We start from the raw sequence: 17,294 nt of genomic DNA, 5'->3' as shown, positions 1-17,294 counted from the left end.
GTGTCGTTTCGGACACCTTGACCGCGGCCTCGGTCGGCTCTTCGCAGGGCTTCGGGAGAAGGCTGTCACGGGACCGTCCCCGTTGGAGGAGGAGACGTGTCGCAGAGTCGTGAGGTGGCAGCCATGAGCGCGGCGCGAGACCTCGCGGTCGCCGCCGCGCGAGGCGAGCCTCTGGGGCCGTTGCTGCCCAGCGTCGTCGAGGTCCTTCGGGCCGACACGGGCGTGGGGCTCACACGTCTCCGTCGGACCGCGCAGGGTGTCGACGTGACGGTGCAGGTCGCCGGTTCGGCCCCGATCACCGCCGAGATGGGCCGCCTCGCGGCGGAGGTCGCCGACCAGCACCCGGCGATCCCCCTGCTGTCGACCTCCGGCGCGGTCCGGGTGAGCGACCTCGTGCCGATCAGGGACTTCTGGCACACGGAGGTCTACGCGCGGATGCACGGGCACGTCGGCGGGCGGTATCCCGTGGCGGTCATGCTGCACAGCTCCCCGACCGACGTCGTGTTCCTCGGGGCCCACCGGGCCGCCGTCGACTTCAGGACGGAGGACCTGCAGCTGCTGGAGGCGATCCAGCGCCCGCTAGGGACGGCACTGGCCTTCCGGGCCGCGCTCGACGAGACGACGGCGACGCTGCGCGGTGAGCGGCCGTCGCTGACCTCCGGTCCGGTCGATCCGGTCCTGGAGCCCGTTTCGGCCCTGTGCGCCGCGTACCGTCCCACCCGACGTGAGGGCGAGGTGCTGGCCCTCGCCGCCGCCGGGTGGACCAACCTGCGCATCGCGCGCAGGCTCGGCATCACCGAGCGCACGGTGCGCAAGCACCTCAGCTCCGTCTACGAGCAGTCGGGGCGCCGCGGCCGCGCCGCTGCCGCCGCGTGGTGGGTCGCCATGCAGGACCTCGACTGAGCGATGGCGTATGCCGTCCGCTCCCGGCCTGCGCGGCGTCGCCTCAACGTCACTTCAGGTACGAAGAATCCTGCTGGCCGTACTTCCATTCAAACGTCCAGTCTCAATGTCCAGAGGCGATGTGCCGGAAACCGGGGACGAGCCCGACTTCAGTGCCCAGAATGGGCGCATGATCCCCGCCGACCGTGACGTAGCCCTTGACGGGCTCCGGGGTGCGGCTGCGGTCATGGTGGTGTACTTCCACTTCGTCTCGACAACAGGAGCGCTCGGTTCGCCGGGTGCCGGCCAACTAGGCGTCGTCGTCTTTTTTGTTCTCTCGGGCTTCCTCATCACTCGCATTCTTTGGAGTCGGCCACAGCAGAGCTTACGATTTGCGTGGACGGACTTCGTGGCTAGGCGCGCAAAGCGCCTCTACCCACCTCTGCTCGTAGCGATCGCGATCTGCAGCCCCCTCATGGCGATCACGGATGCTGCCAGCGCGAGACAGCATCTGGCCGCTGCAGGCATCGTGGCCACCCAGCTGGCCTCCCCCATGCAAGCGGCGAATGCAATGCCCGTTGAGTCCTGGGGTCACGCTTGGAGCCTCAGCATCGAGTGGTGCTTCTATCTGATGTGGCCCGTGGTGATTTGGATGATGCGGAACAAGGGCCTCTCGAGCAGGCAGGCGAAGAGTGCCGCCGCACTAACCGCTTTGGCTCTGTTTCTCGGCTCCCTTGCCCTGTCGCCTCGCTCCTTCTATTTCCTACCACCTGCCAACATCGCCGTGATGCTCGTTGGCGCGTCCCTTGCCCTGCATGAGGCCACGCCTTCTCCGAGTTGGGCCGGCGGGCGGCTGGCAGATGTGGCGGTCGTTGGCCTCCTCGTGGTTGTGTTCATGCCCAGCAACATGACTGGCCTGTGGGCTTACCGGGCTACTCACTTTCCGTTTGCCGTACTTGTGGCCGCTCTGCTGATCACCACTCGCCATGCCACTGACTCGTGGTCACAGCGTGTGCTGCGTTCGCGGGTGCTGACATCGATAGGACGATCCAGCTACAGCCTCTATCTGTGGCACCTCCCACTTTTGGCAATCATCTGGTTCGCGCTACCAACGTCAGGGACCGGAACACGAGTCATGCTGTCGGCCTGCCTCCTGCCACTGCCCGTTTGGCTGTCCTATCGATACATCGAGAGGCCGCAGGCCGGCGTTCGCGGTCGGCTTTTGGGCCCGGCACTCACCGCACACATCGATGGAAGCCGCGCCGCGTCATGATGCAAGACAGCCTTGCCGCGACCCGAGGCATGCAAACGTCACAGGGCTCCAGCGTGGACGACACCACACGACGACTCGTCCTCTTCACGCGCATGTGGGCAATGGCTCACCTCATTCACTTGGCCGCAGCTACCCAGGGCCGGTTGGACACCCCTTGGAACGCGGGGGCGTTCGCGTTCGCCATTGCCGTGATCCTCAGGCCCACAAACGGACGGCTACTGGCGGGCCTTGCGCTCGCCCAGCTGGCCGACATGGTCGTGGAAATGCCCGTGAGCCCAGACCACTGGATGCTCATCTCGTTCGTGAACCTCGCGGTCCTTGGCGCGATGGTCTCGCGAAGGTCGTTCAGCGTCACGGCCATCTCCGACGCGCTGCCCGCTGCCCGCGTCATCGTATTGATCGCCTACAGTGCTGCGGCTTTGGCCAAGTACAACTACAACTTCATCAACGCGGAGACGAGCTGCGCGTCGGCGATCGCGGAGCAGTCCTCCTATGGACTATCGCGACAGTTCCCCTTACCAGGCCTTTGGTTTGCTGTATCCCTCGCCATCGAGACATCGATTCCGATCCTTCTCATCTGGCGGCGGACTCGGCCTTACGGCGTGAGGCTTGGCCTTGCCTTCCACTTCATGCTCAGCATCAGCCCAGCCTTTGCAGTTGTGGATTTCACGGCGACGCTCTATGCACTGTTCATGCTCTTTCTGGCCACGGAGGACCAAGATCGAATCCGTCTTCGGATCCGGTCCATGTCGGCGCGATCGGACCTAGCCAAACGCGCATCCAGCCACCCAAGAGTCGCGGCGTGCACCGCATTTCTGGTCTTCGGCCTCTCCGGCTACGCCAACGCTCGCGTGAGCACCGCGATCATCTTTGTTGCCAGCCAGATCTACCTGGCCTCCGTCCTCGTCGCCGCCCTACCCACGCGCCCGGCACGTGAGGAACGACAGTCCCTGGGTCCGGTTCGTGCCCTCTTGGTGCCTTTCGTGATCATCGCCATGCTGTGGGCAGCCAATCCGTATCTCGGGCTGCGCACAGCAGGGGTGTTCACCATGTTCTCGGGGCTGCGCACAGAAGGTACCGCCCCTAACCATCTGTTTCTGCCCGTGGTGCATCTGACGTCCTGGCAACACGACTTCGTCACCATCGAATCCTCGAACGACCCGAAGATGGCAGACGCGGGAGCTGGCCGTGCGGGGATCCCGCTCCTTGCCTTGAGGCGGGAGGCGCAGTCGAAGCCTGACCTTGTTGTCACCGGCACCATGAACGGGCAGCGGTACACGTTTGGTCCCGGGCGAGAGCAGGCGCACCTCGAGCCACTGGGGGCATTCGAGGACAAGTTCGCGATGCTGCGGCCCGTAGCGGTTGGATCAGCGAGGTACTGCAACAACACCTGATGGGGCAGGTCCTCAACGCGTGGACCTCAGCAACAGGTAGTCCCCCGCCTGCTCGACCATCTCCCAGTCGTCGCTGGCGCGCATCGCCGGGACGACGGCCGCGTCGGCCGGGAGGACGGCATACGTGCAGCCGACCTCGTCGGCGTAGTTCTGCCAACCCGATTCGGCGGCGACGAAGCCGAGGTAGGCCCTGATGCGCTCCACGGTGTAGAGCTCCACGCGTGTGTCCATCGTGGGGCGCAGGCCAGGGTGCTGGAGCATGAGCCAGCCGCCGTCAGCCTGGTCGTTGCACACGACCGTGCCGGCCGGGACCTGGGCGAGCGCGGCGTCGAGGCTGTTGGGCCCGATGCCCGGAGAAGCCGCGGCAACCGGCGCGAGCACTGCCGCCAGTGCGAGGCTCACGACGCCCGCCACCAGCACCGCCAGCCGCTCGCGGCGTGGCGGACCGGAGACCGTCTGCCGGGTCACGCGCTGGATCGCGGCGGCGGCCATAGGCGCCAGCACGACCGCGGCCAGACCCGTGGTTCGGGACCACGTGACGGCAAAGACCAGCGCCAGGACAGTGAGGAGCGCGACCGTCCACTCCCCGCCCCCGCGCACGACCTGGTCGGCGACCACCACGGCGACGAGGAGCAGCGCGGCAATGAGGCCCGGGTCCGTCAGGCCTGGCGGCTGCCACTCGCTGATCATCCCCGTCACACCACTCACCTGGAGGGGCGACGTGAAGAGACGCGGCCCGACCGGAGTCAGGGCGGCGACGGCCACCGAGAGCGCCGGCACCGCGGCGAGCCGTGCCGCCTCACGCACGGATACGCGTCCCTCGAGGAGCATCCCGACCACGACGAGGCCACCGACGACGGGACCGACGAACCACATGCCGTGACTGCAGGCCCAGAGCCACGTGAGCGGCACGAGCCACCAGCGGGCACGGCGGTCCTCGCGGGTCAGGAGCCAGGTGCTCGTGGTGACCGCGGCAAGCGCGAACGTCACGAGCTGCGGTCTGGGCGAGAGGCTGCCGCTGAGGGCGACGAAGGTCATCGCGAGCATCAGCGCCGCCACGAGGGCTGACGCCCGACGTCGGCACGCGGCGTACACCGCGACCCCGACGAGCAACGAGGCGAGGCAGAGCAACCACGCCACACCGGGGAGTCCGTATGCCGCGTGCGCCCAGTGCATGAGCACCTCGGGCAGCCACTGGTTGAGGATCCACACTTGCTCGGTCGCTGCCCCAAGGGGGTCGTCGAGCACGAACTGCCCTGTCTGCACGAGGTGCTCGCCAGTCACGACGTGCCAGTACCCGTCAGGGTCCGTGAGCGGACCGAGAGGCTTGAGGGCGAAGAGGGCCAGGACCAGCGCAGGCAGCAGCCAGCCCAGCCGCGTCGCCGGCGAGCTCGACCCGAGGTCTTGCACAGCGCGGGCCTTGGAGTCCGTGACGACGGCCACGGCGCGGATCAGCCGCCGAAGGCCTGCATCATGCGGATGCCGCCGGGGCCGATGATGACGATGAAGAGAGCCGGCAGGATGCAGAACATCAGCGGGAAGAGGATCTTGATGGTGACCTTCTGGGCCTTCTCCTCCGCCTTCTGTCGACGGACGAGGCGCATGTTGACGGTCTGCTCGCGCAGCACGCCGGCGATCGGCAGGCCGAGGCGGTCCGCCTGCACCAGGGCGGTGATGAAGTTTCTGACCTCAGGCAGCGTGACCCGCTCGCCCATCGAGCTGAAGGCCTCGCCACGTGACTTGCCGATCTGGATCTCAGAGAGCACGCGGGCAAACTCTCCCGAGATCGGTCCTTCGACGTTGCGGGCGACCTGGAGGAGAGCTGAGTCGAAACCCTGGCCGGCCTCGACGCAGACGCTCAGCATGTCGAGCGCGTCGGCGAGGCTCTTGCTCGTCTGCTCCTGTCGTCTCAAGGCGACGTTCTTCATGAGTAGGTCGGGCAGAAAGAAGAGTGCTGCTCCGAGACCGAACGCAAAGAGGAGGCTGTTGGGCAGCTGGAACTTGCCGTAGAAGGCACCGAGCACGATGCCGAGCAGCAGACCCACGCCCTTGAGCCCGAGGATGCGCTCGACCGTCCAGCCGGCAGGGTTGCCGGCCTGGTCGAGAAGCTTCGTGTAGCGGTCATCGGCTCCACCCGGTGAGAGGGCTCGCGCGAGACCCTTGGTGCGCTCGAGGATCGGCGCGATGAGGCGGTCCTTGGCTGCGAGATCCGTGGTGACGACGGTACGACGATCGACGGAGTTCTCGATAAGCATCAAGGACTTGGCCACGCCACGAGGTTCGCCACTGCTGAAGCCGGCGCTGAGCACCGCGATGAGGAGGCCAACGGCGAATAGGCCGGCAGCGACGTAGACGGGGTTCAGGTTCACGTCACACCTCGATCTTGACGACTTGTCGCATCCACACGATGCCGATCCCCAACGCGACCAAGCCGCCCACGCTCATGAAGAGTCCGGCCGTGGTTGTCCAGAGCAGGCTGACGTACTCATAGTTGACCTTGGTCATGTACACGAAGATGAAGATGGGGAGGGCCACGAGGATGTAGGCGGAGAGGCGACCTTCGGCCGAGAGCGTTGCCACCTGCCGGTGGAGCGACTCACGCTCACGTAGCGTCCCTGCGGTCGTACGAAGGGTGTCAGCTAGGTTGCCACCGACCTCCCGTTGGATGCGGATGGCCATGACGGTCCAGTGCATGGACTTGCTCTCCATGCGCACGGCCACCCGCTCGAGCGCATCCGAGATGTCGGTGCCGATCCGCGTCTCGGCGAGCGCGCGACTGAACTCCTTACCGGCGGGCTCGGCGGCATCCCGAGCCACCGCGTCGAGGGCTTGCGGGAGACCAAAACCACTGCGGAGGCTCGTCGAGATGAGGAGCAGGATCTGGGGCAGCTGGGCCTCGAACTTGCGGGCTCGTCGGGAGGCGGCGAAGCGCAACCCTGCCGGCATCAGGATCAGGCCCAGGGCGGCGCCGAAGATAACCCCGACCACCTTGGACTGGCCCACAAGCACCAGACCTACAGCGATACCCACGATGACAGCTATTACGCGGAGCACGAGCCATTCCCCCGCCCGGAACGGCAGGTCGGCTCGCTCGATCAGGGCCATGGTCTTGCTCGTCGACTTGCGGTCCTTCATGACCCGGTCGCCCATGTCGAGCAGCTGCGCCGTGATGGTGCTCTGCGCGACTTTCATCTCCTGGCGCGAGAGCGCGACCGCATCTCCGACGACATAGGAGTCGATCGAGGCGACCCGACGCTCGCGCTTGGTCTGGAGCGTCGGCATCAGCGACGTCGACAGGACGACGAAGAGGGCGAGCGCGAGTAGCCCGCCCGCGATGTAGGGGGTGCGGTCCGTGAAGGCGACGGGACCGAGGCCGACACCCGCCGCCTGGGGTGATGCGGCAACTACGGGAGCCGGCGACGGTGAGGGGGAAGGTGCAGGCGTCAGCGTGGGCGCTCCGAAGGAGGCCTGTCGGCTGAACCCAAACGCGGTGCCGCCCGCGACGCCCGCGAGGTCGTAACGGTGGTTCCCCGAGAGTGGCTTGGGGATCGCGACCGAGAACTGCACCTGGCGGTTGAGCGCCTGTGCTGACGCCGCGAAAGCTGCGCTGACCCCCGCAGTGTTGTCGGCCCCCACGACGGTGCCGTCGTTGGTCTCGGCGAAGGCCTTGAGCGCCCCGGTCGCATCCGGGTCGTTCGTCTTGAAGCGCACGACGTCGACGCGGATGCCCCCGGCCTTGAGCTTCCCGACAGCGTTCTTGAGGGCGAGTGCTTTGTTGTCGGCAACGGTGTCCGCGCCGTCGCTCAGGAGCACGATGCTGCGGTCACCGGGGCCGCTGAGCACGGCAGCGGCACTTTGCATGGCGGCATACAGGCTCGTGTCGCCGCGCGCGTCCAGACCGTTGATGACGCGCTGCGCTGCCGCGCGGTCGACCGTCGGGGCGAGGTCGACTCCGGCGGTGTTCGCGAAGGAGGCGACGCCGACCTTGACGTCAGCCGGCACGGTCTTGAGGTAGGTGGCCGACGCCTTGCGGACGGTCGACATGCCCTGCGCCCCCATCGAGCCGCTCGTGTCGATGACGAGCATGGCCTTGCGGTCGAGCTTTGCGGCCTGTTTGACCGTGGACGGGAATTCCTCACCGTCAATCTTCACCTTGAGCGACGCCGGGTCGACCTGCACGTCGACGACGCTGCGGAGGGTGATCACTCCAGTGAGGTTCGATGTCGAACCGGTGGTGGTCCCCCTAACGCTGCTGAGGCCCACCGACACGTCGGCCGCGCGAGCAACTCCAGCGGGCAGGACCACGCAGCCAATCGCGAGAGCCGTCAGTCCGGTGACCAGGCGACGGGTCAGGCCGCTCACAGCACCGACCTGGCGAAGAGCGAGACGGGCAGCTCGATGCCCACGTCAGCGAGGTCCGCCGTGAACTTCGGGCGGATTCCGGTCGGCTTGAGGCCGCCGAGGAAGCGGCCGTTCTCGTCGCGGCCGGCGCCGTAGTTGAAGGTGAAGATGTCTTGGAGCGTGATGACGTCGGACTCCATGCCGACGACCTCAGAGATAGCGACGATGCGGCGGGTGCCGTCCTTGAGGCGCGACTGCTGCACGATGAGGTCGACGGCGCCGGCCACCTGCTCGCGGATGGCGCGGACCGGCAGGTCGACGCCCGCCATCAGCACCATGGTCTCGAGACGAGCAAGGCTGTCGCGCGGGGTGTTGGCGTGCACCGTGGTGATCGACCCGTCGTGACCGGTGTTCATCGCCTGGAGCATGTCGAGCGCCGCACCGTCACGGATCTCGCCGACGATGATGCGGTCGGGACGCATACGCAGGGTGTTCTTGACGAGCTCACGGATGGAGACCAGACCGCGGCCTTCGATGTTGGCCGGACGGGCCTCGAGGCGAAGCACGTGCTGCTGCTGGAGCTGGAGCTCGGCGGCGTCCTCGATGGTGACGATGCGCTCGTCATGAGGCAGGAAGGAGCTGATGACGTTGAGCGTCGTCGTCTTGCCCGAGCCGGTGCCGCCGCTGATGATGATGTTGCGGCGGCCCTTGACGCAGGCGCTGAGGAAGTCGCGGACGTTCTCGGTCATCGTGCCGAACGAGATGAGGTCGCGGTCGGTGAACGGGTCCGCAGAGAACTTTCGGATCGTCAGCATCGAGCCGTCGAGGGCGATCGGCGGCACGACGGCGTTGACACGGGAGCCGTCGGGCAGGCGAGCGTCCACCATGGGGCTCGACTCGTCGACGCGACGACCGACGCGACCCACGATCTTGTCGATCGTCCGGCGCAGGTGCGTCTCGTCGGAGAAGCGCGCGTCGACGGGGTAGATCTTGCCCGCGCGCTCGATGTAGATGTCCTCGGCGCCGTTGACCATGATCTCGGAGACCTCTGCGTCGCGCAGGTAGGGCTCGAGCGGACCATGACCGAGGATGTCGTCGGAGACGTCCTGGGCGATGCGCGTGCGGTCGGAGTGCGAGAGCGGGGTCTGCTCGGAGTCGATGACCTCCTGCAGCGTGGTCCGCACCTGCGAGGCGAGCTCGCTCTCGCTGAGGTTGGGGTCATAGAGACGCGGGCCCAGCGACGCGACGAGGGCCTGATGCACGCGCTCCTTGACGCCCGCGAAGGGGTCGACGCCGCGGCGGCGCACGGGAGCAGAGCCGTTCGTGATGCGGACCTGGCCATTGTTGGGCGGCGCGGGCTCGTTGATCTGGCTGGATTGGCGGGCCCGTTCGAGTCGGTCAGCGAGGTTGCTCATCGCTTGCCTCCGAAGAGTCCGAAGCTGCGCTTGGCGCCGTTCTGCAGATCCTCGCCGAAGCGGCGACGAATCTCGTGGTCCGCGAGGTCGCGGATCGCCAGCGACACCGGGTTGCGCGGGTCGTCGAGGACGAGCGCGACGCCACGGTTGACCGATGCCGGCACCGTAAGGCTGTTGGGCACGTTGGCGGAGATCGGCGCCTTGAGGGCCGCCTCGACGTCGTCGGGCTTGAGCCCAACCTTGGCGTCGGAGCGGTTGAGCACGATGGTCCGGGCCTCCCTCGAGGCGCCGAGCGTATCGAGCGTGTTGATCGCGATCCGGAGGTTCTTGACGGCCGGGATGTCGAGCGTGGCGATGAGGATGGTCAGGTCGCTGACATCGAAGGCCGCGAGCACGTGCTCGGTAAACGACGGCGGCGTGTCGACGATGACGTAGTCGTACTGTCCACGGGCGACCCGGAGCAGCTCGATGACGACGTGAGACGGGACGCGGTCGGCGTCGGCGGGGTCGGCGGGCGCCGCGATGACGTCGAGACCGCTCTCCTCGTGACGGGTGACGACGGACTGCACACCCTGGTCGTCGAGGTGGCCGCTCATGGCGACGACGTCTCGCACGGATCCGTGCGGCTGGAGCTGGAGGCTGATGGCCACATCGCCGAACATGAGATCGAGGTCCACCAGCAGGGTCTTTGCCCCCACCGACGATAGGTAGACGGCGAGGTTGGTCGACATCGTCGTCTTGCCGACACCACCCTTGGCGCTGAAGACGGTGATGATCTTGCCGTCACGACCGCCGACAGTCGTGCCATGACCGCTGAGCTGCTGGGTCAGTGCTACCGACCGGCGGACAGCGTCGGCGAGCGCCGTCTGGTCGTCGGCCTGGACGACCTCGCGGACGCCGCTGCGCAGGGCCTGCGCGAGAGCCGTCACGTCGAGTCGGTGACGAAGCAGGATGACGCCCAGCTCCGGGCGGTCGATGCGCTCGCGCTCGGCGAGCTCGCACGCCGAGTCGAGGTCGATGTCGGGGCCGATGACGACGAGCGACTGGTTGCGGTCCTCCTCGAGGGCGCGGCTGACGCGTGGCGCCGAGTTGAGGTGGACTGCGTCACCACCCAGGGCGAAGCGATACGTGTCGACCGAGGCCGGGTCGTAGTCCCACAGGATCGTCATTGGCCGGTCACCGCATCTCGCAGGATGAGGTCATTCACCTCGAGTGACGGGTCAAGCTTGACGTCGGAACCACGAAGTCCGGCGTACAGCGTCCTGTTGTTGATGCCGTGGATGAGGACCGTAGCGTCAGACGGTTTCACCGCAACGGTGACCAGAAATCCGCCGCTGGCGCCTTGGGCCGTCGGCGACTCCCCTTCGGCCGGAGCCTGAGCCGCTGCCCCCGCCAAGGGCGCGTCGCCCATCGCGATCACCGTCACGTCTCCCAAAAGCAAGCTGGTGCCGTGGACATCATTTTCATTGATGAGCTTCGCCTCTGGCGTGTCCCGGAGATCCTTGATTTGGTAAGACTGAAAGATTGCGATGTGCGACCCGGGCGTCACGAACTTGCCCACTCTGGCGGGATCGGACAATGAAACTGAGACGGCAAGCATTCCGCTCGGGACCTCGATGGCCTTTGTCCCCGCAGGAACGGTGCCGAATCGAGCTGCCAAGAGATACTCCCCTGCTGCGATGTCAGAGGTGGCAAGCAAGGAGTTGTTGTCGGCATTGATCTCCTGCAGCGCACCCACCGGTACGGCCTTCGAGCTGACCGACGTCTGAAGGATGAGCCCGGTCCGCTGCGCGTCTTTCAGCGTCGTGCCTGCCGGGACTGGCTTGGCTGCAACCCAAACCGGCGCTGGTGACGCGGCAGCAACAGCCCGAGCGTCGGCATTGCGCGCATAGATGATAACTAGGGCGCCGCCGCCGATCGCAAGGACAAGGGCCAACACGATGGCAAGGATTCGACGATTCATGCGGGGGTCCCCCTAGAGAAAGTGTTCGTCTTACGGCCAAATGGCTCAGCCAGCTGGCTTAACGATGGTGATGCCGTAGTTGGGGTCAGTCGTAGATCCCCATGTGAAATCGCCCTCTGGAATGAGGCCGCGCGTGAACCACCCGAACAGACACCGCTGACTACCGCTGCATAGATATCTACCCGCCGGGGGACGGATGCTCTCCATCTTTGAATCGGCATTATTTCCAAAGAACCAACCCGAAAGATAGAAAGCGGCAAATCCGGAAATGTGGTAGTAGGTGTTGGAGCCGTTAGATTTATTGCAGAAGTCTGTAGGCGTGGAGGGAATCGGATTCGTAGGCGTCAGCGCTCGACAGTCGAATACCGGAATATAGATGACCTTTCCACGCAAGTTGGTAAGCGCCGCCTGATCGCATTCCTGGTTCGCTCCCGGGTCCGTCTTGACCCAACCCTCGGTTATGGTCGACTGGCAACCATTCCCAGCTAGCCAAGCAAATCCGCCCGGGGCCGTGCCGCCCGGACTGGAGGTGTCACAACCCGGAACCGGGTTGTCTTTTGACCACACACCTCGCTCTACGGTCGGCCAATCTGGCCTATCATCGGTGTTCGAATAGCCTGGGTAAGCGCCTGATGGCGCTTCCGCATAATTGGCGCTCGCTGGAAATCCGGTCTGGTACGACCAGTCGCATTCGGACATGGTCAGAGAGACGACATTCTTACTCGAAGGGGCACCTGGCCCCCAGACGGCGCGGGCACACGCCGTTTGACGCACACCATCTACACCGGCAGCGGCTTTGGCGAAGAAGCTGGGCAGAATGGTGTTGTCCGCCGCCGAAGACTTCGTTTGCACATATGTCTCGACGTAGGCGAGCTTCGCACCATTCACCGTCTTGTAGTCAGCCGGCAAGGGGGGGCACTCACTCAGATCTGCAACGTTCGCATCGCTTGATGCAGAAGCACACATGGGCATATTGGGCATAACGAGTGGCGGTGTGGAGTTTCGCGCACACTGCCCCTGTGTCCCCCGCGCTGGATTTAGCTGCGACATCTTGTCCAGCGCATTAGAACTCGCAAGCACGTTCAGCGCAGCCTTGGTTTTGTTGGGGTCGCAGCTACTTGGGTCGAGAGCACACGTCTGAGCCAGGGCCATTGACGCGGCATCAGTCCCATTCTGGAGCTGGCGCCTCTCGAACTCAATGTTCCCCATGTCAACACTGAATGCGAGCATCGCGAGGGCGACCGTGGCCGTGAAGACAGCGGTGACCACGGCGACTGCCCCACGATCCGCGAGTCGTTTGTTGATGCGCAAGTCGTTCACCCTCCGCATTTCATCACCGCCGACGAGCTCAGAGTGTTGCCTCGCCCCCAGGAACCGCCAATCATCGACATGGCGGGTCCCAGTACGATCCAGCTGAACGGCGCGCCCACCTCGACCGTTGCGTTTCCAGTTCCGGAGGGGCAGCGGATTAGGACGGGATACGTCAGCTCCGCTGGCTTCATGCCGGGCACCGCGGCTGCCGTCCGGGCCTTGATTTCGGCCTCTGTCAGCGTGCTCACGCTTGCCGCCCTCGCTCCCTCACGGGCGGCATTCGTCAGTTGTACCTGGTAGAAGTAGGCACGCCCGAAGTCGATGATCGCCGCCAGCACCAAAAAGAGGACTGGAAAGACTATGGCGAACTCGACCGCCGAAGCGCCGCGGTCTCGTCTGAACATCCCTCCCCCACCCTCCGGTCAAGTTCCATCAGCGGACGCGCCCCCCGGCGAACCGTGACACTCCGACGATAGGCCGTTCATTGTGGCCTGTCTAAGAAGTGATCCTGCTGTTGGTTTCGCGCGAGCGGCCCGAGGCGGACGCCCCGGGCCACTCAGTCAGCCATCAGACGGACGTCGCGACGTTGTCGAAGGTCGTCGACAGGTTCTGGCCGAGGAGCGTGACGGCGGCGATGATCACGACAGCGATCAGGGCGACCATCAGGCCGTACTCCACAGCGGTCGCGCCGCGCTCCTTGTTGAGCAGCGTCTGGACCTTGGCAGCAATCTTGGTCATGGTTCTGGGTTCCTCCCGGTGATGCAGGGCCACCCGATGTGCCCCCCGCTGAGGGAAGAGTAGGCGGGCTCAGGCTACGTGTCTCGAAAATGCTTGAAGTTGCCAACACCTTCCCAAAGTGCGCGTTTCCGGCCCCCCAAGATGGGACCGTAGGCCATCAGGAGCGCCTGCCCCGACGGTCAGGGCGAGCGGCGTCGGCTCACGCGGGAGACCTGGAGCGACCTTTGGAGACAGCAGATCGGGCACGCGTGCAGAAGAGCACCATGCCCGTGCTCGTGGTGCTCACACTTGGACTGGTCACCGTGGCCTCGAGTGCTATGACCGTCATCGGCTCGGATGCCTTGTGGTTACCCGCTATCGGTGACCACATCCGCGCAACCGGTTCGGTACCAGTTGGAATCCCTTTCGCCGCAGCGTCGTCCGCCGAGTGGATCAACACCACCGTCGCAGGACAGCTCGTTCTTTCAATCGCCCACTCGCTCGGCAGCCTTGGGATTGTGGTCACGCAGGTACTGGCCGTGACCATCACGCTCACCATGCTTGCCTTCGAAGCAACTGCTCGCCGCTCAAGGCCCGTAGGCACCGCCTTGGTGATCTTGGCCGTCACCATCGGCGCGGCCACTCCGCTGCTGATCGCTCGGGCTCAGTTGCTGTCGCTCGTACCGTTCGCCTTGCTTCTCGTTCTTCTCAGCCGTCAGCAACTGCATCCATCGAAGGCCATCTGGTGGGCGGTGCCCCTCGTCGCAGTGTGGGGCAATCTCCATGGGGCCGTCCTCGCTGGTGTGGCCGTGCTCGCCTGCTACCTGCTTCTGTCGCGACTGCGCCTTGCGCCCGTAACCGCAGTTGGAGTCGGCATCGCCTCACTCGCCGCAACCTGCCTCAATCCGGGTCTGCTACGCGCACCGCTCTACTACACCGGAGTCCTAAGCGGCGAGGCTACGAGCGACGACTCGGGTATGTGGAGCCGTCTCAGCTTGACGAACCCCTTCGACGTATTCCTGATGATCGCTGCGGTGGGACTCATCGCCTCGGCCCTGCGCCGACCTCGACCTCTCTGGGAGTACGCCGCCGGTCTTGGCCTTCTCCTCGCTACCGTTTCCGCCGCACGCCACGGGGTATGGCTCCTGCTCTTCCTTGTCGTTCCGGCGGCAACAGCTAGCCACACTTGGGCAGCCAACGCACCGCAATCCAGATCGAGGAAGGTGGCAGGAGCGATAGCCGTCTTGTCCGTTCTCGGCGCCGCGAGCACGCTTGCCTTGAGGGCGCCGACGTTCATGGATACAGACGTGACATCTGCCAGGATCGTCGAGGCAGCCCGTGGACGGGTCATCCTCGCGCCAGAACCTCTCGCGGAGTCCCTCGCGGTTGCCGGCGGCACAGTCTGGGCAAGCAATCCGCTAGACGCCTTCTCGCCAGAGGATCAGACGGCATATCTGGCGTTCTTGAACGGCAACGCGACAGGCGCACAGACGGCCATCAGGTCCGCCGAAATCGTAGTGGCGCACCCCCAAACGACCCAAGCGCAGCTGGCCCGCGATGCCGGGATGTCACAAGTAGCAACACTTGGGGACTACGGCCTCTTCACGCGCTCGACCGAGGCGCAGGCCGCCTCCGACCCGTGAGTGCGGAGCCAGGAGCTGCCGACGCAGGGCGTTCGGTGGCTTCAGCACGAGAGCTAGATCTGGCCAGTCGAAGCCGCAGTCTCGATTCGATGGGGTGCTCGTAGAGCGTGTAAAGCAGCCAAGAAAGCGATACTGCGAGCACCACCACGGCGACGCCCACGACCACTGCCGACGCACCCCGCAGACCTCGCACATGTGATTGCAGAGCCGCAAGCACCACTCCGTGACTGAGGTAGAGGGCGAAGGACCATTTTCCTGCCAGAACGGCAGCCGGCGATCCGAGTGGACAAACTCGTCCGTCAATCTCACGCCCTGCGAGCGCGGATATCAGACCTCCCACCGGCAATACCATCACTAGGGAGTAGAGCCACAGACGGTCGACACCCATATGGGCAAACGTCTGTGCGAGCACAATCGCGAGGTAACAAGTAGCTACCAAGGCCGCCGCCGACAGCGGCCCGATCGATATGCGCCAGCCACGCTTGACGGCCAGACACAGCAGGATGCCGACCATGAAGTCGACCAGCCGGAAGATCGGAAAGTGATAGAGGTATTCAGCGACAGTGGACGAGGTCGATGCCAAGCCTGAACCAACGAACAACGCACCGATCACGAGTGAAACGGCCCACCTGATCTGGTGAACGATCCCGCCCAGCATGACGACAAGTAGCGGGAAGCAACCATAGAAAAAGACTTCACAAGAGAGAGACCACGCCGCTCCGACGAACGAGAGATAGATACCGGGCTCTGGAGACCACGCCTGCAGCAAGCTGACATTGACGATCAGAATGCGCCAGTCGAACCCCGGTTGAAGCAGCATGCAAGCGACCGCCAAGGCCATGACGACGTGAAGCGGGTAGATGCGCGCCGCGCGCTTTAGATAGAAGTGAGCCCTGGAAGTTGATGGGGTCCAACCATGCGCCAGAACGAATCCGCTCAGGACGAAGAAGAAGGTCACCCCCAGGTAGCCGGCTTGAGCTAGGTACAGAGGGGCGACAAGCCCTGGCATGGCGAAGACAAGGTGGTGGAGAAGCACGACGGCCGCCGCAACGAAGCGCAGACCGCTCAGTGCCCGCAACTGCACGGGCGCTACTTGATTCACGGGTCCACCCCCCAGCCGCTGGATCAGCCCGCTTGAGTGCGGCCCCCCGGTGGCAACGTAACGGCACGGAATCGTTGCCGCTCACGATTTCGCGGAGAAGGACGGGGCGAAACCCTTTCAGAGACAAAACAATTCGGACATACAGCCCAAATGGAGCCCGAGGAGGGCTAGGTGTACTCGGCCTGGACGTTGGTGACGGGTAGGCGTTGACGATGAGGAGAACCTCCGGGTGAGGTGTGGAGTGTCTAAGTCCCGCACCGCCCGGAGGTTCTCGTGTCACACGCTAACGCCCGTCTCAACATTCATGGTCGACGACTGCTGGTCGACCGGGTCCGCCGCCAGGGGTGGGCGGCGGCGCATGCCGCGAAGGCGATGGGCATCTCCCGGCAGTGCGCGCACCGGTGGGTCGCGCGGTTCGACGCCGAGGGCGAGGCCGGACTGAGTGACCGGTCCTCGCGACCGCACTCGAGCCCGCGCCGCACCCCTACGGCGGTGGAGGCCGCGGTCATCGCGGCCCGACACGAGCATCTGCGCGGGCAGGACTGGCTCGGACCGAGCTGGGCGTGCCAGCGCGCACCGTCAGTAGGGTCCTACGCCGCCACCACACGCCGTACCTGCGGACGCTGGACCCGCTGACCGGTGAGGTGATCCGCTCCAGCAAGACCACCGCGGTCCGCTACGAACGCGACCGCCCCGGCGAGCCGGTCCACGTCGACGTCAAGAAGATCGGGCGCATCCCCGACGGCGGCGGCTGGAAAGCCCACGGCCGCTCGATGGGCTCGACCTCCGCGAAGAAGAAGGCCCGGATCGGCTACGACTACGTGCACTCCATGGTCGATGACCACTCACGCCTGGCCTACAGCGTGATCCTGCCCGACGAGAAAGGCGCCACCTGCGCCGCGTTCATCCTGCGCGCCGCGGAGCACTTCGCCGGCCACGGCATCACCACCATCGAGCGGGTCATCACCGACAACTACTTCAGCTACCGGCACAGCACCGACGTCAGGAACGCGATGACCGCGCTCGGCGCCACCCACAAGTTCCTCAAGCCGCACTGCCCGTGGCAGAACGGGAAGATTGAACGGTTCAACCGGGCCCTGGCCAGCGAGTGGGCCTACCGACAGGTCTTCACCAGCAACAACGAGCGAGCCGCAGCCCTTGCCCCCTGGCTGCACGAGTACAACACTCGACGACGCCACACCGCCCTGCAAGGGCTCCCGCCCGTCAGCCGACTGTCACCAACGTCATGACCG

The 17,294-nt window shown here is 65.3% G+C and carries 14 protein-coding genes and 1 pseudogene; 5 read left to right on the top strand and 10 right to left on the bottom strand.

Features of this window, described 5'->3' with window-relative positions:
* The first annotated feature begins 123 nt into the window (after positions 1–123).
* The 3 genes from ACSSS0_RS14405 (at position 124) to ACSSS0_RS14395 (ending at position 3,549) form a co-directional block, all read left to right on the top strand.
* On the top strand, positions 124–903 hold the full coding sequence (locus tag ACSSS0_RS14405) for a LuxR C-terminal-related transcriptional regulator (RefSeq protein ID WP_487228526.1): 780 nt from the start codon (positions 124–126) through the stop codon (positions 901–903).
* A 169-nt stretch (positions 904–1,072) separates the two neighbouring features.
* Complete coding sequence (locus tag ACSSS0_RS14400; protein ID WP_487228525.1) at positions 1,073–2,155, top strand: acyltransferase family protein; 1,083 nt, start codon at positions 1,073–1,075, stop codon at positions 2,153–2,155.
* 53 nt (positions 2,156–2,208) lie between these two features.
* A complete protein-coding gene (locus tag ACSSS0_RS14395; protein WP_487228524.1) occupies positions 2,209–3,549 on the top strand; it encodes a hypothetical protein in 1,341 nt (446 codons plus the stop codon).
* Between the two features lie 12 nt (positions 3,550–3,561).
* Here the strand turns inward: ACSSS0_RS14395 and ACSSS0_RS14390 are convergent, their stop codons facing one another.
* The 9 genes from ACSSS0_RS14390 to ACSSS0_RS14350 all read right to left on the bottom strand — a co-directional run bounded on the left by ACSSS0_RS14390 (position 3,562) and on the right by ACSSS0_RS14350 (position 13,317).
* The gene (locus ACSSS0_RS14390; protein WP_487228523.1) at positions 3,562–4,992 is read right to left on the bottom strand and encodes a hypothetical protein; all 1,431 of its coding nucleotides are present in this window, start codon (positions 4,990–4,992) and stop codon (positions 3,562–3,564) included.
* 8 nt (positions 4,993–5,000) lie between these two features.
* Complete coding sequence (locus ACSSS0_RS14385) at positions 5,001–5,918, bottom strand: type II secretion system F family protein (RefSeq protein WP_487228522.1); 918 nt, start codon at positions 5,916–5,918, stop codon at positions 5,001–5,003.
* Between the two features lies 1 nt (position 5,919).
* Positions 5,920–7,911, bottom strand: a complete 1,992-nt coding sequence (locus ACSSS0_RS14380; RefSeq protein ID WP_487228521.1) for a type II secretion system F family protein — start codon at positions 7,909–7,911, stop codon at positions 5,920–5,922.
* Positions 7,908–9,305 (bottom strand): TadA family conjugal transfer-associated ATPase, encoded by a 1,398-nt coding sequence (locus ACSSS0_RS14375; protein ID WP_487228520.1) that lies wholly within the window; start codon positions 9,303–9,305, stop codon positions 7,908–7,910. The genes ACSSS0_RS14380 and ACSSS0_RS14375 overlap by 4 nt, the downstream gene beginning before the upstream one ends.
* Entirely contained in the window at positions 9,302–10,474 is a 1,173-nt protein-coding gene (locus tag ACSSS0_RS14370) for a CpaE/TadZ family protein (protein ID WP_487228519.1), read from the bottom strand. Before ACSSS0_RS14370 ends, ACSSS0_RS14375 begins: the two co-directional genes overlap by 4 nt.
* A complete protein-coding gene (gene cpaB, locus ACSSS0_RS14365; RefSeq protein ID WP_487228518.1) occupies positions 10,471–11,268 on the bottom strand; it encodes a Flp pilus assembly protein CpaB in 798 nt (265 codons plus the stop codon). The genes ACSSS0_RS14370 and cpaB overlap by 4 nt, the downstream gene beginning before the upstream one ends.
* 45 nt (positions 11,269–11,313) lie before the next feature.
* Entirely contained in the window at positions 11,314–12,579 is a 1,266-nt protein-coding gene (locus tag ACSSS0_RS14360; RefSeq protein WP_487228517.1) for a pilus assembly protein TadG-related protein, read from the bottom strand.
* Between the two features lie 5 nt (positions 12,580–12,584).
* Positions 12,585–12,983, bottom strand: coding sequence for a TadE/TadG family type IV pilus assembly protein (locus tag ACSSS0_RS14355; RefSeq protein ID WP_487228516.1), 399 nt, complete (start codon positions 12,981–12,983; stop codon positions 12,585–12,587).
* A gap of 163 nt (positions 12,984–13,146) precedes the next feature.
* Positions 13,147–13,317, bottom strand: a complete 171-nt coding sequence (locus ACSSS0_RS14350) for a Flp family type IVb pilin (protein WP_487228515.1) — start codon at positions 13,315–13,317, stop codon at positions 13,147–13,149.
* 248 nt (positions 13,318–13,565) lie between these two features.
* On the opposite strand from ACSSS0_RS14350, the gene ACSSS0_RS14345 reads away from it, so the two are divergent.
* Positions 13,566–14,939, top strand: a complete 1,374-nt coding sequence (locus ACSSS0_RS14345) for a hypothetical protein (RefSeq protein WP_487228514.1) — start codon at positions 13,566–13,568, stop codon at positions 14,937–14,939.
* Here ACSSS0_RS14345 and ACSSS0_RS14340 read toward each other — a convergent pair.
* Entirely contained in the window at positions 14,899–16,023 is a 1,125-nt protein-coding gene (locus tag ACSSS0_RS14340) for an acyltransferase family protein (protein WP_487228513.1), read from the bottom strand. The genes ACSSS0_RS14345 and ACSSS0_RS14340 overlap by 41 nt on opposite strands.
* A 291-nt stretch (positions 16,024–16,314) precedes the next feature.
* On the opposite strand from ACSSS0_RS14340, the pseudogene ACSSS0_RS14335 reads away from it, so the two are divergent.
* Positions 16,315–17,291: pseudogene (locus ACSSS0_RS14335) on the top strand (IS481 family transposase).
* Positions 17,292–17,294 lie beyond the last annotated feature (3 nt).

The sequence above is a fragment of the Terrabacter sp. R4-6 genome, assembly GCF_057529065.1.
This window is presented reverse-complemented; position numbering and strand designations above follow the sequence as displayed.

What these genes read in the sequence shown, in the direction of transcription:
- ACSSS0_RS14405 (WP_487228526.1), top strand. Translation starts at nt 124, where the DNA reads ATGAGCGCGGCGCGAGACCTCGCGGTCGCCGCCGCGCGAGGCGAGCCT.
- ACSSS0_RS14400 (WP_487228525.1), top strand. Translation starts at nt 1,073, where the DNA reads ATGATCCCCGCCGACCGTGACGTAGCCCTTGACGGGCTCCGGGGTGCG.
- ACSSS0_RS14375 (WP_487228520.1), bottom strand. Translation starts at nt 9,305, where the DNA reads ATGAGCAACCTCGCTGACCGACTCGAACGGGCCCGCCAATCCAGCCAG.
- ACSSS0_RS14370 (WP_487228519.1), bottom strand. Translation starts at nt 10,474, where the DNA reads ATGACGATCCTGTGGGACTACGACCCGGCCTCGGTCGACACGTATCGC.
- cpaB (WP_487228518.1), bottom strand. Translation starts at nt 11,268, where the DNA reads ATGAATCGTCGAATCCTTGCCATCGTGTTGGCCCTTGTCCTTGCGATC.
- ACSSS0_RS14355 (WP_487228516.1), bottom strand. Translation starts at nt 12,983, where the DNA reads ATGTTCAGACGAGACCGCGGCGCTTCGGCGGTCGAGTTCGCCATAGTC.
- ACSSS0_RS14350 (WP_487228515.1), bottom strand. Translation starts at nt 13,317, where the DNA reads ATGACCAAGATTGCTGCCAAGGTCCAGACGCTGCTCAACAAGGAGCGC.